We start from the raw sequence: 17453 nt of genomic DNA, 5'->3' as shown, positions 1-17453 counted from the left end.
GGTGGGTTACAGGGCGCGCGGCACTGTAACCCGATCAACGCCGGCGTGCGAGTGGATTACTCGGCAGCGCCTTCTTCCTCTGCTTCAGCGGACACGCGTGGTGCGTGAACGTTGGCAACTGCTTTGTCATCACCGTGGGCCAGAGCGACGAACTCTACGCCTTTCGGAGCTTTCAGGTCCGACAGGTGGATGATGGTGCCGATTTCAGCATTGGCCAGGTCGACCTCGATGAACTCAGGCAGGTCTTTGGCTTCGCAGGAAACTTCCAGCTCCGACTCAACGTGCGAAACTTCGCCGCCTTTCTTGACCGGGCCTTCTTCGTTGATGAAGTGAACCGGTACCTTGGCGGTCAGTTTCTGGCCTGCAACGACGCGGATGAAGTCGGCGTGCATGATGAACTGCTTGGCCGGGTGGCGCTGCATGGCCTTGATGATGACGTTCTGCTTGACGCCGTCAACGTTCAGTTCGATGACGTGGCTGAAGGCCGCTTCGTTTTCGAACAGCTTGGTGATTTCCTTGGCCACGATGGTCAGGGATTGAGCTTCTTTATCACCACCGTATACAACGGCTGGGATGTTGGCGGAGTGACGCAGGCGGCGGCTCGCACCTTTCCCCAGGTCAGTACGCGCTTGGGCGTTCAGAGTGAAATCAGTCATTTTGTTTCTCCAAAATAGCCCCCCGAGGGCGTTTGCGACCAGCGCCAGCGGGGATGGCAAAAAAGCCCCGCCCCAGCAGATGTGCTGGGGCGGGGCGCTTTTCGTCAGCGTGCGTTCCGCTTAGCGGAACATCGCGCTGATCGATTCTTCGTTGCTGATGCGGCGAACCGCTTCGGCGACAACCGGTGCGATATCCAGCTGGCGGATACGGTCACAGGCTTGAGCAGCGGCGGACAGCGGAACGGTGTTGGTCACCACCAGCTCGTCCAGGACCGACTTCTCGATGTTCTCGATCGCGCGGCCCGACAGGACAGGGTGCGTGCAATAGGCGTAAACCTTGGCAGCGCCGTGCTCTTTCAGGGCTTTGGCCGCATGGCACAGGGTGCCGGCGGTATCGACCATGTCGTCTACCAGGATGCAGGTGCGCCCTTCGACGTCGCCGATGATGTGCATCACTTCGGAGTGATTGGCCTTTTCACGGCGTTTGTCGATGATACCCAGGTCGACACCCAGGGACTTGGCGACAGCACGTGCGCGCACGACACCACCGATGTCCGGGGAGACAATCATCAGGTTCTCGAAACGCTGGTCTTCGATATCGTCGACCAGTACGGGCGAACCGTAGATGTTGTCGACCGGGATATCGAAGAAACCCTGGATCTGGTCAGCGTGCAGGTCGACGGTGAGTACACGGTCGATACCCACGACAGTGAGCATGTCAGCGACGACTTTGGCGCTGATGGCTACACGTGCCGAACGCGGACGGCGGTCCTGGCGGGCGTATCCGAAGTAAGGAATCACGGCGGTGATTCGGGAAGCTGAGGAGCGGCGGAAGGCGTCGGCCATCACTACCAGTTCCATCAGGTTATCGTTGGTCGGTGCACAGGTCGGCTGAATAATGAAGACGTCTTTACCGCGGACATTTTCATTGATCTCAGTGCTGATCTCGCCGTCGGAGAATTTACCGACAGAGACGTCACCGAGAGGGATATGCAGCTGACGTACGACACGCCGAGCCAGATCGGGGTTAGCGTTCCCCGTAAAGACCATCATCTTGGACACGCGCAGTACCTGAAGGCTGAGGGTATACCTGGATGAGTATAAGGAAAATGGCAGGGGCGGCTGGATTCGAACCAACGCATGGCAGGATCAAAACCTGCTGCCTTACCGCTTGGCGACGCCCCTGTATCTGTTGCTGCGAGCGCTAGGCACTCGACTTCTTGATCAGACTTTGCAGCTTGCGATGCAACATCGAAATATTGCTTCCTTTCGCCACAAACCCTGTTTGGGTCGCTGAAAGAAGGGCCAGAACTTTATCAGCTTCGGCTTTGCTTGGGAAGGCCCCAAACACACAACTTCCAGTTCCGGTTAGTCGAGCCTCTGTGAATTTTCCCAGTGCGTTCAGCGCGTTGCGAACTTCCGGGTAATTCTGCTCTACCACCGGTTGGCAGTCATTTCGACTGTTTCCCTTGGGAACGGGGCGCATCTTAAGGGGGAGTGAATCACGTGTCAACTGCGGATGTGAAAAAATTTCTGCTGTGCTTACAGACACTTGCGGAACCAGCACCACATACCAGGGTTGTTCTGGATCGACCGGCGTGAGCTGTTCGCCCACACCCTGGGCAAAGGCGGCATGACCGCGCACGAATACCGGTACATCGGCACCCAGACCGAGGCCCAGGGCAGCCAGGCGATCTTCGTCCCAATCCAGTTGCCACAGGTGCGCAAGGCCAAGCAGGGTGGTGGCGGCATCCGAGCTGCCGCCGCCGATGCCACCGCCCATCGGCAGCACCTTGTCAAGCCAGATGTCCGCGCCCAGGGGCGTACCCGATTGGACCTGCAGCTGGCGAGCGGCACGCACGATCAGGTTGCTGTCATGGGGAACGGTATCGAGGTCGCTGTGCAGGCGGATCATGCCGTCCTCACGCACAGCGAAGCTCAGCTCGTCGCCGTGGTCGAGAAACTGGAAGACCGTTTCAAGCTCGTGGTAGCCATCGGCACGGCGGCCAATGATGTGCAGCCACAGGTTCAGCTTGGCCGGCGCGGGCAGGGTAAGCGCTTGCATCGACTCAGTGCCCCAGCTGGCGGGGCTGCCAGTCCTTGACCACCAGGGTTACGTCCAGGTCCTTGCCGTGCAGCTTGAGGCGTTCAGGCAGCCAGTAACCGTTATGCTCGGCATAGCTCAGGTACTCGACCTGCCAGCCGTCCTGTTCAAGGCTGGCCAGGCGGCTGTCGCCGTCAAGGGTCAGCTTGCTCTTGGTGTCCGGCGCTGGCAGGCCGCGCACCCACCAGACCAGGTGGGAAACAGGCAGCTTCCAGCCCAGTTGCTCTTCCAGCAGCGCTTCGGGGCTGGTGGCTTCGTAGCGGCCCTGGTTGGCCACTTCCAACACCACGGCGTCAGGCCGGCCGGTCAGACGTGCGGCCCCACGGCCCAGCGGCCCGGCCAGGCGAATGTCGAAGTAGTCCTGGCGCTGCAGCCAGAACAGGGTGCCACTGCCCGAGTCGCGTGGGGCACGGATGCCCACCTTGCCGTTGATCTGCCAGCCGTCGAGGCTGCTCAACTGCTGTTTGTGGGCACGCCACTGCTGTGGGTCGCCGTGGCCCTGCAAGGCTTCGCGGCTGCCAATGCCGGCACAGCCGGCCAGGAGGGCGATGAGGGTGAAGGTTACGAAATGGCGCAATAGCATGGTCTTAAAGGGTCTCGGATCCGGTCAGGCGTAGGAGGGTCTTGCGCAGCACAGGGCTGTCGGCCTGGGCTTCGAAGCCCTTGGCCCATACCTGGCGGGCTTCGCGCCGCTTGCCGTTGGCCCACAGCACCTCGCCCAGGTGGGCGGCGACTTCATGGTCGGGGAAGCTGGCGAAGGCCTGGCGCAGGTAACCCTCTGCTTTGTCGAGGTTGCCCAGGCGATAGTTCACCCAGCCCAGGCTGTCGAGCACCGCTGGATCGTCCGGAGTCAGCTGATGCGCCTTGTCGATCAGGGCCTGGGCTTCGGCGTAACGGGTAGTGCGGTCGGCCAGGGTATAGCCAAGGGCATTCAGGGCCATGGCGTTTTCCGGCTCGCGGGCAATGATGGCGCGCAGGTCCTTTTCCATCTGGGCCAGGTCATCGCGCTTTTCGGCGAGCATGGCACGGGTGTAGAGCAGGTTGAGGTCGTCCGGGTAGCGCTGGATGGCTTGTTGCAGCACCTGGTTGGCCTGGGCGTCCTTGTTGTTGTTGCTGTAGCTTTCCGATTCGATCAGGAACAGCTGGATCGCGTAGTCGGGCTGGGCTTCGCGGGCTTCGGCGAGCAGGCGAGAGGCTTCGGTGCCGCGGCCGTTGGCGATCAAGATGTCGGCCTGGCGCAGTTGCGCGGCCAGGTAGTCGGGCCCTGGCCCTACCAGGGCGTACTGGCGCAGGGCACCTGCCGGGTCGTGGCGTTCTTCGCGGATGCGGCCAAGGTTCAGGTGCGCGGCATCGGTGTTGCTGTCGCGTTCGACCAACTCCTGCAGGTAGCCTTCGGCTTCATCCCACTCCTTGTTTTCAAGGCACACCAGCGCCAGGGAATAGCGCAGCTCGTCGTCCTCGGGATACTGCTGGACCAGGCTGACGAATTCGCCCTTGGCGTCGGCGATGCGGTCCTGTTCGACCAGGGTCCGGGCATAGGTCAGGCGCAGGCGCTTGTCGTCGGGGTTTTCGCGAATCGCCTTGCGCAGCAGGGGGAGGGCTTCTGGACCACGGTCCAGGGCTTGCAGCAAGCGAGCGCGCAGCAGGATCGGTGCAATCTCGCCGTTTTGTGGCGCGTGCGATTCGAGCAGTTCGAGCGCCTCTTCGGCCTTGCCGTCCTGGTTCAGCAGCAGGGCCTTGCCGAAGATCAACTGACCGTTGTCAGGGTACTTGACCAACAGGCGTTCGAAGCTCTGCAGCAGGCCGTCACGTGTGCTCTGGTCGGTTTCGGCAGCCGACAGGGCCAGAAAATCGAAATGGGTATCGCCCTGGCCTTGCAGGACCTTTTCCATATAGGCCATGGCATCGTCATAGCGGCCTGCGCGGGCCAGTTGGATGGCGGCGGCGCGTTGCGCATCGAGGTTCTGCGGGTCGTTGCGGGCCCAGATGAGGGCGTTGTCCAGCGCAGGTTCATCGGCGCCCAGGTATTCGGCGATACGGTAGGCGCGTTCGGAGACGCCAGGATCCTGGGTTCGCGCGGCTTCATCGGTGTAGTTGGCCAGGGCGATGTCGAAGCGATTGCGTTGCCCGGCAAGCTCGGCTACCAACAGGTTATAGAGCGTATCCTGCTTGAACGAGCCGTACACCATGGGCTTCTCGGCTTCGGGTTTGCCGGCGTCGGCAGCAGCAGGCTCGGCCTTGTGTGCGGGCAGGCTCTGGCAGCCCTGGAGCAGGGCGAAGGCAAGCAGCAATGCGTAGGGTTTGTTCATAGAGGGCTTTAAAAAGGACTCACCGGCGGTGGGAGCATGATGACACAAGCGTTGGGGCAAACCCACCTGCAAAGGTCGTGGTTTACAGGCTGGGTGATGCAGAGTGGGACCGCGGGATGGGGTAGAGGTTCGAAGGGACTTTTGACGCAATGAACCAGCCCCTGCCTGTAATTTTATGGCCCTGGAAGAACCGGCACTGTGCGGGTGAGCCTTGGAACATCCACTTCTATGTCCGGTTCAGCCACCAGAGCCTGCAAAACCTTGGACCATTTACCAGACGCGGATCAGGCGTACTTGTCAAAGTTTTGTGGCTGTCATATTCCGGGGGACTTTTCCTTTACTCAATTTTCACGTGGTGCAAGAGACACTTAAAAAGGTCCGATAGTAACGGTAGTCACCCGCTGCGATCCTCGACTCTACCTTCAGCGCTAGTCGCCCCGATACTTTTGTCGAAATCACAGGTCAGGATAGATCCGCTCGTACAGTGCCACGTCGCTGGGGCAGTCAATTTCTCCCCACGGAGCGTGCGTCGCCACGCCGGCGACTGGAAAACCTTTGCTGACGAGTGCCCCTAAAAGCGATGTCATGTCGATTTGGTCGCGTGCCTGAGGCGTGAGCCCTTTCAATTGCCTTTTCAACGCCTGCCAACCCGCTGGCGTGACTTTGAACAAGCCTATGTACTGGCCCTGAATGACCTCGAGACTGGTAGCGGCCTGTCCAATAGCGCTCACCACTCCATTGACTAAGCGGAAGTTCTCCAGGTCTGGTAACGGATTGTTGAAGCGTTGCTGCCAGAGGTTCACTGCAGCGGGATCGTAGCCCAGGGCAATATCGGCTGGATGGTTGATTAACTCGGATACCAGGGTGCTGTCGTAGAAGATGTCACCGTAGCTAACAAGGCAAGGCGCTTTGCTCAACCAATCGCTGGCGCAATTTAGTGAGCTGAAAATACCGGAGCTGTGCCAGCGGTGGTTGTGAAATAAAGTGTCGGCGAAGGATGTAAGCATCTCGCTTCGATAGCCTGCAACGATGCCGACCTCGCTGACGTCGCATCGACGGAGCGTTTCAATCGCCCGCTGCAGCAGTGACACACCATTAAAGGGTACCAAGGCCTTGGGACGTTCATCGGTCAGGGGTTTTAAGCGACTCCCGCGACCTGCAGCAAGAATAATGGCTTTCATGAAAAAGCTCCAAAGGCATTTCGCACGTGGTGAATATCCAATGGATCGGCAGGTAGTTCTCGCTCGGGGTGCCACATGATTCCGGTATGCCGACGGTGGTGGTCATACACAGCCTCGATCACCCCGTCGTCGGCCAGGGCCAGTACGCGGTAGCCGTCAGGCGCCTTGCGAAAGCCATACTCATGATAGGAATTCACTCGCCGCCGCTGTTCTTGCACATTGATCATGTGTTCGCCTACGTGCTCTTCCAAAGGTTCCAAAGTGCCGCCAGCTCGCGTCAACATTACCTGCATGCCGCGGCATACGCCGAACACCGGAAGCCGTAGATTTTCCGCAAGATCAAGCAAGACCCTCTCGGTGACGTCGCGTGTGTCGGCTGCACCACTCAGGGCCTGGCAACTCCCTCCGCCAGTAAGCAAGAGGCCCTGAGGGCGCAATGATTGAACTAGCGCCATGCTGACGCGTGAGTCGTTTGGAAGGTACAGCGGGGTCAGCCCACATTGGTTTAAGAATTCGACCCAGCGCTGGTCGAGCGCGTCCCGCCATTCCTGGCGTTCGGCGTTGAACACCCTGAGCATGGTCACCCCAACCAAAATCACGCCAGCACCTGTATACGCCGCTCGGCGCAGTCGAGCAGCAGGCTCGTCGCCGCCAATAGGATTTTGAATCGAGTATCGCCCACGCCGATAGCTGCGGGAATGGCAAACTCTCGGGCTCTGATCGACATATGCGAGTTCTCGCCCCCGTAGGCGGTGATGAAGCCAGCAATACGGTGGGTAAAAATCCAATCAAAACCCGGATCAGCGTTTTCGATTAAAACAATGCAACCCTCTATGTCCGGTGCCCATTGTCCTGGACGCACTTGAGCCACCCGCGCCTGAGTGACTCGCCGAGTAATGAAGTTGGGATTGCACCAGTGCACTCGGTGGCTGAAAAGATCTTGCGGCTGACAGATGATGCTTGGCGTACGGACTAACTGCGTTTCATACCAGCGGCTGCGGTTGTGGGCGATCGATTGATGCAAGCGTTTACGATCGATGTCGGCGTAAACGCCAGTTAAGTCGGCGATTTGCGCAAAGCTGAGTTGGTCGCGGTCAAAACCATGGACCTCACCCCAGTCGCACAGTGAGCGCAAAACATCCGAAACAAAAGCTGCATAGAGGTATTTGAGCTTCTCGCGCGATTCAATAGCGTGCTGAGCAAATTGCAGGAACTGCTCGGCGGTAACGTTAAGACCACACTGGTCAAAAGCTTGCTGAATAGCGTTGACTTGGGCCCGAGATACAGTTAGTCCGTTCATAGGTTTTGGGGGGCGCTGTACTGGGCGCTGCCAGTCAAAATAACGCTCGGGCGTCTCGTCGTAGCGTGCCACGCGTATATCATAGGTACCCGGCCGGACATGACCGTGCAGCTTTAGAAAATCGTCCTTATGCAACGTCTGGAAATCGCTGGCCATCTCGCGACCGATGCCTTTGACTTCTCCGGTCACGCCATCTGCTGCACCAGTACCTCATCGCGCTCGCGAGCTAGGCCGTAGGAGGCGATCACCGTCTTGATGGCTTCGACGAGTGCTTGGCCGCCACACACATCTAGAATTGACGCGTACATTCCTGCACAGGAATGGCCGTGGCGGTCCTCGGCTAGACAGCTGGATCGTACAATTAGCGGCTCGTCGCCAAAGAACGCCTGGCATTGCGCGATCACAGCCTGCGAGTCCTCCTGCCACTGTGCCACGGTGAATCGATGAAGGGGCAACACTTGCCCGGTGCTCAGAGGTGGTCCCAATTGCTGCAGAGTATCGGCCTTGCCAGAGAAAGCGAACACGGGAGAAGGATTTACCGAGTGCATATGTCTTCCCTAATCAGTCGAATCAGTCCTTCGCAGGGGGCTGTTTATTTCACGTTTAATCCAACTCGACGCCGGTATAAGTCGCGAGTTCAAGGCCGTAAAGTGAGGACAGCTCGCGCAGGAAGCGATTGCCCTTTTTCGCCGCAGCGTAGGGGCAGTCGTCCTCAACGATGACGTGGCCAATTGTGCCGATGTTGCCGCTATAGACGTTTACCGCCTGGCCAGGCGCGACGTGGGCGGTGCAAAACCGGATGCCGTACTTGTCCAGTAATGACTGTAGGGTGTCAGGTACGTAGTCGTTGGAAATATGACCGCCATTGCGGGAGGCGACAGTTACGACGCTACCTGCGCGCTGAAGCACTGAGTCGTCAATTAGAATGGGCTCGCCCAGGTGCAGACGGATGAGTAGTTCGAACGGGTCGATGCCCGTCAGCATCCGGTACATCTGCGGCGCTACGCTACCCATCATGCGTGCGTTGATCTCCACTAGACAGGGTCCTTTGGCATCGCGCAACAGTTCAACATGATAGAGGCCAACGTCCAGCCCCAGAGCGCTGAACACTGCTTGCACATAGGCTTTGATCTCGTCGCGCTGTGCTGCGTCAAGGCCTGACGGCATGGTCGCAGTCATCTCTAATATTTCGCTATAGTCGGCGCGGAAACGGATGGTGGTCGCAAAGCAGGAGACCTTGGCGTCTTGGACGATGACTTCCGCTGAATGCAATGTACCGCCGATGTATTGCTCGACCAGATAGTCCCGGCTTATCAAGTGGTTGATCATAGGGTCAGCACACTTGCGACTCTGGTGCAGCTCGGCAAGAAAGGCGTCAAAGTCGGCCTGGCTGTGGCAAATGGCGGAAAATTGCTTGGCGAATCCTCGGGTCGGCTTGACAACGAATGGCAGTGACAAACTCGGAACTACCCCGTTGATCAGTTGATCTTCGCTTAGTACTTCAAAATCAGGAGAGCGTATTCCGTGTGCCCGCAGCGTTTCGCGCAATCGACTCTTATATACCGCGCCCCACAGAACTTCGTACCTCGGGTAGAGGGTGCCGATACGTTGAGCCTCACGCGCCACCGGTAATATGGCTGCTTCAGAGGTAGATAGGAGGGCGTCAATAGGATGCTCTGCGTGCAGGTTGGCCAACAACTGGCTGAGTTCGCCGTCTTCCAGATTATCGATACGCAAATAGGTATCAACATATCGCAGGTAAGGCTCCAGACGGGAGGTGTCGTCCTTGATCGAAATTGTTAGGAATGAGGCGTCGCGTTGATGAATGAAGGTGACATGGCAGCCAAGCTGTTTGGCTGCCTCAAAAGCCAGCAGGCCGCTTACGGTGCTGTCGACGAAAACCACGTGTTTCATTGGGACCTCGGATTACCAGAGACGAAAGTAAAGAGTGCTGAGCCCGAACAGCAGTGCAAAGCACGCGACCGTCGAAGGTGCGCCATATTTGGGAATTCTCAAGCTGGTGACTTGGAGGATGCCGACCAGGGTCACCAGGCCGACGATCACGCCGGCACCGTAATGCCCGGCCGATAGCCCCATCAGCGCCAGCGCAAAGACAAATCCTGAATAGGTGGTGGGTAGCCCCTGATACCCCCCATCAGCCGATGTGCTGGACATGCCAAACAGCGACAGCCGCAAAATAGCCGTGAAAACCAGGGTTGCTGCGGCCAGCGTGGCCGAAAGAGACGGCTGGAGGATTAGAATGATAAGGGCTGGCGTGATGCTGAAATTGAGCAAGTCGGCAAAACTGTCTAGATGCTTGCCAAAGGCCCGTTGCGCATTGTTCGCCGCCAGGTAGCGTCGGGCTATGTGGCCGTCAAGGAAGTCGAGCATTGCGGCCAGGCAAATCACCGTTGCCGCCAGAACAAACCGTCTTAGCAACGCAAAATAAAAAGTGCCGAAGGCCAAGCCGATATTGAACAGTGTTAATACGTTCGCAAAATCCAAAAGACGTACGAACGGAAATGCACGCGCCAATGTGGGCATAGAGTTCACCTTGAAGAAGCTATTTAGATAGATTTTTTTCCGTTTATCGCAACTGTCTTCCGAAGGGCGTTGGTTGCGAAAAAATAGAAAGCAACGAAGATAACGCTCGTGCTGAACAGGCCTGCATACCTAACCAGAATTGAACCGACAAAGATGGTAATTATCATGCCTAAGTAAACCCCGGCATATTGGACAGATGCCATCAACGGCATTGCACGGGTAGGTGTGCTCCTGACAAGATCGGCCTGCAATTTGAAAAATGCCAGTTCAAAAAAGAAGATGTAGAAAAAATACGCAATGTAACTGGAATGAATATCATTGCCGAACGCTGCGAACATCATGAACAGGCCGCTGACTAAAGCCATTGGCGTTGGTGGTGGGCGCAAATTACACTTGCTCAAACGGTAGAACAGTACTGCGCCTACCAAAGCTGCCACACTATTGACGGCCTGCAACAAACCGACATATACCTCTCCCAAGCCCAGCACATGGGCCGGCAACAGCACCCTGGACACATTGAAGAAACCCTGAAAAAGACTGACGAAGATGATGAACTGCCAGAGGCTGAGGCGTAGCGCGGGATGCTCCTGCAAAAGCGAGCCAAGGGCTTTCAATAGTCGTGGGGCGACCTGCGCGGTGATCGGAGGCTTTGTTGACGCAGGCAGTAGATAGGCCGCCAAAGCCGCGATGGAAAAAAGACTGACAGTAATGAGCAGGGCTAACCCAGGCGTCATACTGGCTTTGAACAGTACTAGACTGAGGCCTGCCAGGCCGCCGGCGATGAATTGTGCGGTAAGTGTCAGAGGCACTGAGTTGGCGATTTGCGCGCCCGGGAAATACCACTTGATGGCAACAATACGCCCTACCCGTTGCAGCGCATCCAGGGTGCCAATGACCAGCGCGCCTAAAACGGCGACTTCCACATGATGTGGCAGATTCTTGTAGGTGACCGCCGCGCAGACTAACGACAGCAAGTTGGCACTCCACAGCAAGGTGCGTGGCGCTAGATAGTCAGCCAGACGGTAGATTGGAGCGACAAGAATGACCGGCAGAACCATGGGTGCAAACAGCACCACTTGGGAAAGGATTAGGCTAGCAGTATGCGCATAAATATAGTAGGAGAGATAAATATAGCTCAGCGTAGAGGCCGAAATAGCACACAAGTTAACGCCCCAAAGAAGCGCTGAGTGCCTGCGAAATGCTGTAAACTCTTCCATTGCTCGCGCCTATTAAATGGCTTCCGGCCACGCATGAAGCCTAACCCAGCATAGAAAATTATTTTTCAGTACGAATAAAGCGTCTGACTGCTAACGCGATGTTATCCCGCTGGTATCGCTGTTTCGGTGAGGAGTATCGATGTAACGGTCTCAAGACTAGTTGCGGAAGGAAGGTAGGGCAACAGGCGAGCATATATTTGGGAAATGGACTACAAGACTGTGGACAAGTCTTGTTGACATATTTCAAAAGTCTCCTCGACCCGGTCGGCGTGATTGGCCAGGGCGATGTCGAGCCGATGGCTCTGGCTTTTTCTGTGACTGTTGTGTTCAAGCGAGCAGTAGATCAGGTGCGGCAGATTGCGACTTCAGGAGGCCGAGCTTAGGGCTTGTTCTCGGGAGGACCGGCGCTGCAGGCCTAATTCTAGGGCCCCGCGCTTGACGGGCTTCCATGCCGTCACCTCCATGCGCAAGGCCCGCGTTCGGCCTGCTGAAATCGTGAATATCAAGGTCAGGATCAAAAGCCGGCAAGACTTGAAAACACTCCCTGGGCAGGCTACGAAAAGGTGATAGCCGCACGACTATCAGCGCAATAGCGAACGGTGGTTGTCCTCTAACCTGCGAAAGAGGACAATTATCGGCTTCCTGTCACAACCAGCGATCTTGCATGGCCTTTCTTGCACTTGGTATCAACCATAAGACTGCCTCGGTAGACGTACGCGAGCGCGTGGCGTTTACCCCGGAGCAGCTGGTGGATGCCCTGCAGCAGCTCTGCCGCCTCACCACCAGTCGCGAGGCAGCGATCCTGTCCACCTGCAACCGCAGCGAGCTCTACATCGAGCAGGACCAGCTGTCGGCCGATGCCGTGCTCCAGTGGCTGGCCGACTATCACCGCCTCAGCCTCGACGAATTGCGTGCCAGCGCCTACGTGCACGAAGAGCACGATGCCGTCCGGCACATGATGCGCGTTGCCTCCGGCCTCGACTCTCTGGTGCTCGGCGAACCGCAGATCCTCGGCCAGATGAAGTCCGCCTATGCCGTTGCCCGCGAAGCCGGCACCGTGGGGCCGCTGCTCGGGCGCCTGTTCCAGGCCACGTTCAGCGCCGCCAAGCAGGTCCGTACCGACACCGCCATCGGCGAAAACCCCGTGTCGGTCGCCTTCGCGGCGGTCAGTCTGGCCAAGCAGATCTTCAGCGACCTGGCCCGCAGCCAGGCCCTGCTGATCGGCGCCGGTGAAACCATCACCCTGGTCGCCCGCCACCTGCACGAGCAGGGCGTACGCCGCATCGTGGTGGCCAACCGTACACTCGAGCGCGCCAGCACCCTGGCCGAGCAATTCGGTGCACACGCCGTGCTACTCGCCGATATCCCCCAAGAGCTCGCCAACAGCGATATCGTCATCAGCTCCACCGCCAGCCAATTGCCGATTCTGGGCAAGGGCGCCGTCGAAAGCGCCCTCAAGCAGCGCCGGCACAAACCCATCTTCATGGTCGATATCGCCGTCCCGCGCGACATCGAGACCGAAGTGGGCGAGCTCGACGATGTGTACCTCTATACCGTCGACGACCTGCATGACGTGGTTGCCGAAAACCTCAAGAGCCGCCAGGGCGCCGCCCAGGCCGCCGAAGAACTGGTGGCGGTGGGGGCCGAGGATTTCATGGCGCGCCTGCGTGAGCTGGCTGCTGTCGATGTGCTGCGGGCCTACCGCCAGCAAAGCGAACGGCTGCGTGATGAAGAACTGCAAAAGGCCCAGCGCTTGCTGGCCAACGGTGGCAACCCTGAAGACGTATTGGCCCAATTGGCGCGCGGCCTGACCAACAAGCTCCTGCATGCGCCCAGCGTGCAGCTGAAAAAGCTCTCGGCCGAGGGCCGCCTCGATGCGCTGGCCATGGCCCAGGAACTCTTTGCCCTCCAAGAGGGCTCCACGGACAAATCCCTGTAATGAAAGCGTCGCTGCTCAATAAACTGGACATTCTCCAGGACCGCTTCGAAGAACTCACCGCTTTGCTTGGTGATGCCGAGGTCATTTCCGACCAGACACGTTTTCGCGCCTATTCCCGCGAGTACGCCGAAGTCGAACCGGTGCACACGGCCTATCAGCAATGGCGCAAAGTCCAGGACGATCTTGAAAGCGCCCAGGCGCTGCTCAAGGACAGCGACCCGGACATGCGTGATATGGCCGTGGAGGAGGTGCGCGAGGCCAAGGACCGGTTGGTGGCGTTGGAGGCTCAGCTGCAGCGCATGTTGCTGCCCAAGGACCCCAACGACGGGCGCAACGTGTTTCTCGAGATTCGCGCCGGTACCGGTGGCGACGAGGCGGCGATCTTTTCGGGCGATCTGTTTCGCATGTATTCGCGCTACGCGGAAAAGCGCGGCTGGCGGCTGGAAATCCTCTCCGAGAATGAAGGCGAGCACGGCGGGTACAAGGAAATCATCGCCCGCGTCGAGGGCGAGAACGTGTACGGCAAGCTCAAGTTCGAGTCCGGCGCGCACCGTGTACAGCGCGTGCCTGAAACCGAATCCCAGGGCCGCATTCACACCTCGGCCTGCACCGTGGCGGTCTTGCCGGAGCCGGATGAGCAAGCGGCCATCGAGATCAACCCAGCCGACTTGCGCGTGGACACCTACCGCGCGTCCGGCGCAGGCGGTCAGCATGTGAACAAGACCGACTCGGCCATCCGCATCACGCACTTGCCCACGGGCATTGTCGTTGAATGCCAGGAAGAGCGTTCCCAGCACAAGAACCGTGCGCGCGCCTTGTCCTGGCTGTCGGCGAAGTTGAACGACATGCAGACCAGTGCCGCTCAGAACGCCATCGCCAGTGAGCGCAAGCTGCTGGTGGGCTCCGGGGATCGCTCCGAGCGCATTCGCACCTACAATTACCCACAGGGTCGGGTCACGGATCATCGCATCAACCTGACCTTGTACTCGCTGGACGACGTGCTGGCCGGTGGGGTCGATGCGGTGATCGAGCCCCTGCTGGCCGAATACCAGGCCGACCAACTGGCTGCTCTGGGGGACTGATGACCATCATCGCCAGCCTGCTGCGCAACGCGCAGTTACCCGATTCGCCTACCGAGCGCCTGGATGCCGAGTTGCTGCTGGCGGCGGCGCTTGGCAAATCGCGCAGTTATTTGCACACCTGGCCAGAACGCATCGTCAGCAGCGACGCTGCTCAGACTTACGACGGCTATCTGCAGCGGCGCAGGGACGGAGAGCCCGTGGCCTATATCCTGGGCCAGCAGGGCTTCTGGAAGATCGACCTGGAAGTGGCCCCGCATACGCTCATCCCGCGCCCGGACACCGAACTGCTGGTCGAGACGGCGCTGGAGCTGCTGCCTGCGCTGCCGGCCAAGGTGCTCGACCTGGGTACCGGCACCGGTGCAATTGCCCTGGCGCTGGCCAGCGAGCGACCGGCGTGGCAGGTAACGGCGATCGATCGCGTGCCCGAGGCCGCCGCGTTGGCCGAGCGCAACCGCCAGCGGCTTGGCCTGGCCAACGCCCGCATCCAGGTCAGCCACTGGTTCGACGGCCTTTCCAGCGAACGCTTCGACCTGATCGTCAGTAACCCGCCCTATATCGCGGCTTCAGACCCGCACCTGATCGACGGTGACGTACGCTTCGAGCCCAGCAGCGCGCTGGTAGCCGGGGTCGATGGTCTGGATGACCTGCGGGTCATCGCCGCGCAGGCGCCAAGCCACCTCACCCCAGGCGGCTGGCTCCTGCTCGAGCATGGTTATGACCAGGCTGATGCCGTCCAGGTGCTGCTGCGGGAAAACGGCTTTGTCGAGGTGAGCAGCCGCACCGATCTGGGCGGCCACCCGCGCATCACCTTGGGGCACCTGCCATGCTGAGCGACCAGGAGCTGCTGCGCTACAGTCGGCAGGTATTGCTGTCCCAGATCGACATCGACGGCCAGCTGCGCCTTAAGCACAGCAAGGCCCTGATCGTCGGACTTGGCGGCCTGGGCTCGCCCGTGGCGCTGTACCTGGCGGCTGCTGGCGTTGGCGAGTTGCACCTGGCAGATTTCGATACGGTCGACCTGACGAACCTGCAGCGCCAGGTCATCCATGACAGTGCCAGCGTGGGCATGAGCAAGGTCGACTCGGCCTTGCAGCGTCTGCAGGCAATCAACCCGGAAATCGACCTGGTTGCCCACCGGCAGGCGCTGGATGAGGACTCGCTGGCCGCTGCCGTAGCGGCCGTGGACCTGGTCCTCGACTGCTCGGATAACTTCGGGACGCGCGAGGCGGTCAATGCGGCCTGCGTGGCGGCTGCCAAGCCCCTGGTCAGTGGCGCCGCGATCCGCCTGGAAGGCCAGCTCTCGGTTTTCGACCCGCGCCGCGACTACAGCCCCTGCTATCACTGCCTGTATGGTCACGGCAGCGAGGCTGAGCTGACCTGCAGCGAGGCGGGCGTGATCGGCCCCCTGGTAGGTTTGGTGGGCAGCTTGCAGGCGCTGGAGGCCATGAAGCTGCTGGCCGGCTTCGGCGAACCCTTGGTAGGGCGACTGTTGCTGATCGACGCTTTGGGCACGCGTATCCGTGAATTGCGGGTCAAACGCGACCCTGGCTGCGCGGTGTGTGGCAAGCGCGGTGGCTAAGCGCGAGGGGCCAGTCGGGGTGATGGACTCCGGGGTGGGGGGGCTGTCAGTGCTTGCCGAGATTCGTCAGCGCTTGCCCAACGAAACGCTTCACTACCTCGCCGATTGTGGCCATGTACCGTACGGGGAAAAATCGCCGGACTACATTCGCGAACGCTGTCGCCACATCGCCGCCTTCTTTTATCAGCAAGGCGCCAAGGCCATGGTACTGGCCTGCAACACGGCCACCGTGGCTGCGGTGGCCGACCTGCGTGCGCACTATCCTGACTGGCTGATCGTGGGCATGGAGCCGGCGGTCAAGCCTGCCGCAGCGGCTACCCGTTCAGGGATAGTCGGCGTGCTGGCCACGACCGGGACCTTGCAGAGCGCCAAGTTCGCCGCCTTGCTCGATCGCTTTGCCAGTAACGTGCGGGTAGTCACCCAGCCTTGCCCTGGGCTTGTCGAACTGATCGAAACGGGGGACCTGACCAGCCCGGTGTTACGCACTTTGCTGGGCAGTTACGTTGAACCGCTTCTGGCGGCAGGCTGCGATACCTTGATACTGGGCTGCACGCATTATCCGTTCTTGAAACCCTTGCTGGCTGAAACGGTGCCCCCGCACGTGGCCGTCATCGATACGGGCGCTGCCGTGGCCCGTCAACTCGAACGCCTGCTCGCAGGGGCTGATCTGCTTGCACGCGGCCCAGCTCGGTTGACCCGCTTCTGGACCAGCGCCGAACCACGTGCGTTGATGGATATCCTTCCGGTGCTGTGGCACCCATCTCAGGACGTAGAACGTTTCACGTCCTGAGCAGTGCCCTGCATGACTGGCGTTTCTACCCTCGCAGTACCACCTAGTGCTGCGGCAGCGGCCAGAGGTTCGACGGGTTCAGCGTCTCGAGCACCAGCTCAGGCTCACGTGCAGGCAAGCGCGTCAGAAGCTCTAGCGCGGCAGTGTCGGCAGTCCAGTCCTCAGGCACCGCGCTGACGGCCGTCACGGGGTTTTTCAGGGACTGCGGTGCTACCACCGTCAACGCTATGCCATTGGCAAGCAACGACGGGCGCTGCTCCCTCACCCACTGCACGGCGTTGTTCCAGCCAGCAGGACACTGCGTCGGCGCGTAAAGCTGCGCGGCGGAGTACCGACTGAAAACAGCCATTATCTGGGGCGTATCGCCCTTGGCCAATAGGGGCGTGGCGTACTCAAGGCAGTGCTGTGCCGCCTGAAGGTTGGTGGTGATCAGATGCTCGAACAACTCGCCGTCCGAGGTGCCTGGAAGCAGGTAATCACAGGTGGCGGCATTCAGGATCAAGCCATCCAAGGATCCCCAGGCATGGCCGATCATGCGGCCTGCCTCGTCAGCATCAGGCTGCTGCTGCAACTGGCCTGGAAGCCGCAGCAAACGATCGCCATGGTGCATGCACAAGCGATCGAGTTCCTCGCTTGCACCTGCACTGGCGGCGACACGGTGCCCGTTTGTCAAAAGATCGCGGACCAGTGCCAGGCCCAGCCCATCCGTTGCGCCCGTAACCCAAAAACTGCGTGAGCCGCTCACGGCATTG

Annotated in this window: 18 protein-coding genes and 1 tRNA gene; 5 read left to right on the top strand and 14 right to left on the bottom strand. The window is 59.6% G+C overall.

The window, feature by feature from the left end:
• Positions 1–56: 56 nt before the first annotated feature.
• From CWR53_RS18870 to CWR53_RS18815, 13 genes are all read right to left on the bottom strand, one after another.
• The gene (locus tag CWR53_RS18870; RefSeq protein WP_058603087.1) at positions 57–656 is read right to left on the bottom strand and encodes a 50S ribosomal protein L25/general stress protein Ctc; all 600 of its coding nucleotides are present in this window, start codon (positions 654–656) and stop codon (positions 57–59) included.
• A gap of 120 nt (positions 657–776) precedes the next feature.
• Positions 777–1718, bottom strand: coding sequence for a ribose-phosphate pyrophosphokinase (locus tag CWR53_RS18865; RefSeq protein WP_003247410.1), 942 nt, complete (start codon positions 1716–1718; stop codon positions 777–779).
• 48 nt (positions 1719–1766) lie between these two features.
• A tRNA-Gln gene (locus CWR53_RS18860) sits at positions 1767–1841 on the bottom strand.
• 19 nt (positions 1842–1860) lie between these two features.
• Positions 1861–2721, bottom strand: a complete 861-nt coding sequence (gene ispE / locus CWR53_RS18855) for a 4-(cytidine 5'-diphospho)-2-C-methyl-D-erythritol kinase (RefSeq protein ID WP_100852235.1) — start codon at positions 2719–2721, stop codon at positions 1861–1863.
• A gap of 4 nt (positions 2722–2725) precedes the next feature.
• A complete protein-coding gene (gene lolB, locus CWR53_RS18850; protein ID WP_023533208.1) occupies positions 2726–3343 on the bottom strand; it encodes a lipoprotein insertase outer membrane protein LolB in 618 nt (205 codons plus the stop codon).
• A gap of 4 nt (positions 3344–3347) precedes the next feature.
• Complete coding sequence (locus CWR53_RS18845; RefSeq protein WP_100852234.1) at positions 3348–5069, bottom strand: tetratricopeptide repeat protein; 1722 nt, start codon at positions 5067–5069, stop codon at positions 3348–3350.
• 455 nt (positions 5070–5524) lie between these two features.
• The gene (locus tag CWR53_RS18840; protein ID WP_100852233.1) at positions 5525–6250 is read right to left on the bottom strand and encodes a phosphocholine cytidylyltransferase family protein; all 726 of its coding nucleotides are present in this window, start codon (positions 6248–6250) and stop codon (positions 5525–5527) included.
• Positions 6247–6828, bottom strand: a complete 582-nt coding sequence (locus CWR53_RS18835; RefSeq protein WP_181405443.1) for a type 1 glutamine amidotransferase — start codon at positions 6826–6828, stop codon at positions 6247–6249. The genes CWR53_RS18840 and CWR53_RS18835 overlap by 4 nt, the downstream gene beginning before the upstream one ends.
• A gap of 17 nt (positions 6829–6845) precedes the next feature.
• Positions 6846–7739, bottom strand: a complete 894-nt coding sequence (locus tag CWR53_RS18830) for a PEP-utilizing enzyme (protein ID WP_181405442.1) — start codon at positions 7737–7739, stop codon at positions 6846–6848.
• Positions 7736–8098, bottom strand: a complete 363-nt coding sequence (locus CWR53_RS23040; RefSeq protein WP_181405441.1) for a PEP/pyruvate-binding domain-containing protein — start codon at positions 8096–8098, stop codon at positions 7736–7738. The genes CWR53_RS18830 and CWR53_RS23040 overlap by 4 nt, the downstream gene beginning before the upstream one ends.
• A 55-nt stretch (positions 8099–8153) precedes the next feature.
• Complete coding sequence (locus CWR53_RS18825; protein ID WP_100852231.1) at positions 8154–9464, bottom strand: ATP-grasp domain-containing protein; 1311 nt, start codon at positions 9462–9464, stop codon at positions 8154–8156.
• Between the two features lie 12 nt (positions 9465–9476).
• A complete protein-coding gene (locus tag CWR53_RS18820; protein ID WP_100852230.1) occupies positions 9477–10094 on the bottom strand; it encodes a phosphatidylcholine/phosphatidylserine synthase in 618 nt (205 codons plus the stop codon).
• Positions 10095–10117: 23 nt separating this feature from the next.
• Positions 10118–11311, bottom strand: coding sequence for a hypothetical protein (locus tag CWR53_RS18815; protein WP_258313165.1), 1194 nt, complete (start codon positions 11309–11311; stop codon positions 10118–10120).
• A gap of 664 nt (positions 11312–11975) precedes the next feature.
• Between CWR53_RS18815 and hemA the strand changes: the two genes are divergently transcribed.
• The 5 genes from hemA to murI are packed head-to-tail and all read left to right on the top strand — an operon-like array spanning position 11976 to position 16701.
• Complete coding sequence (hemA, locus tag CWR53_RS18810; RefSeq protein WP_058639472.1) at positions 11976–13250, top strand: glutamyl-tRNA reductase; 1275 nt, start codon at positions 11976–11978, stop codon at positions 13248–13250.
• The gene (prfA, locus tag CWR53_RS18805) at positions 13250–14332 is read left to right on the top strand and encodes a peptide chain release factor 1 (RefSeq protein WP_058605370.1); all 1083 of its coding nucleotides are present in this window, start codon (positions 13250–13252) and stop codon (positions 14330–14332) included. The genes hemA and prfA overlap by 1 nt, the downstream gene beginning before the upstream one ends.
• Complete coding sequence (prmC, locus tag CWR53_RS18800) at positions 14332–15162, top strand: peptide chain release factor N(5)-glutamine methyltransferase (RefSeq protein ID WP_100852229.1); 831 nt, start codon at positions 14332–14334, stop codon at positions 15160–15162. The genes prfA and prmC overlap by 1 nt, the downstream gene beginning before the upstream one ends.
• Positions 15156–15911, top strand: coding sequence for a molybdopterin-synthase adenylyltransferase MoeB (locus tag CWR53_RS18795; RefSeq protein WP_100852228.1), 756 nt, complete (start codon positions 15156–15158; stop codon positions 15909–15911). The genes prmC and CWR53_RS18795 overlap by 7 nt, the downstream gene beginning before the upstream one ends.
• Positions 15904–16701 carry a glutamate racemase gene (gene murI / locus CWR53_RS18790; RefSeq protein ID WP_100852677.1) on the top strand — a complete coding sequence of 266 codons (798 nt, stop codon included), beginning with the start codon at positions 15904–15906 and terminating at the stop codon, positions 16699–16701. Before CWR53_RS18795 ends, murI begins: the two co-directional genes overlap by 8 nt.
• A 43-nt stretch (positions 16702–16744) precedes the next feature.
• On the opposite strand, the gene CWR53_RS18785 is transcribed toward murI, so the two are convergent.
• Positions 16745–17446 carry an SDR family oxidoreductase gene (locus tag CWR53_RS18785; protein WP_100852227.1) on the bottom strand — a complete coding sequence of 234 codons (702 nt, stop codon included), beginning with the start codon at positions 17444–17446 and terminating at the stop codon, positions 16745–16747.
• Positions 17447–17453 lie beyond the last annotated feature (7 nt).

The organism is Pseudomonas sp. SGAir0191, from assembly GCF_002812565.2.
GTDB lineage: Bacteria > Pseudomonadota > Gammaproteobacteria > Pseudomonadales > Pseudomonadaceae > Aquipseudomonas > Aquipseudomonas parafulva_B.
This window is presented reverse-complemented; position numbering and strand designations above follow the sequence as displayed.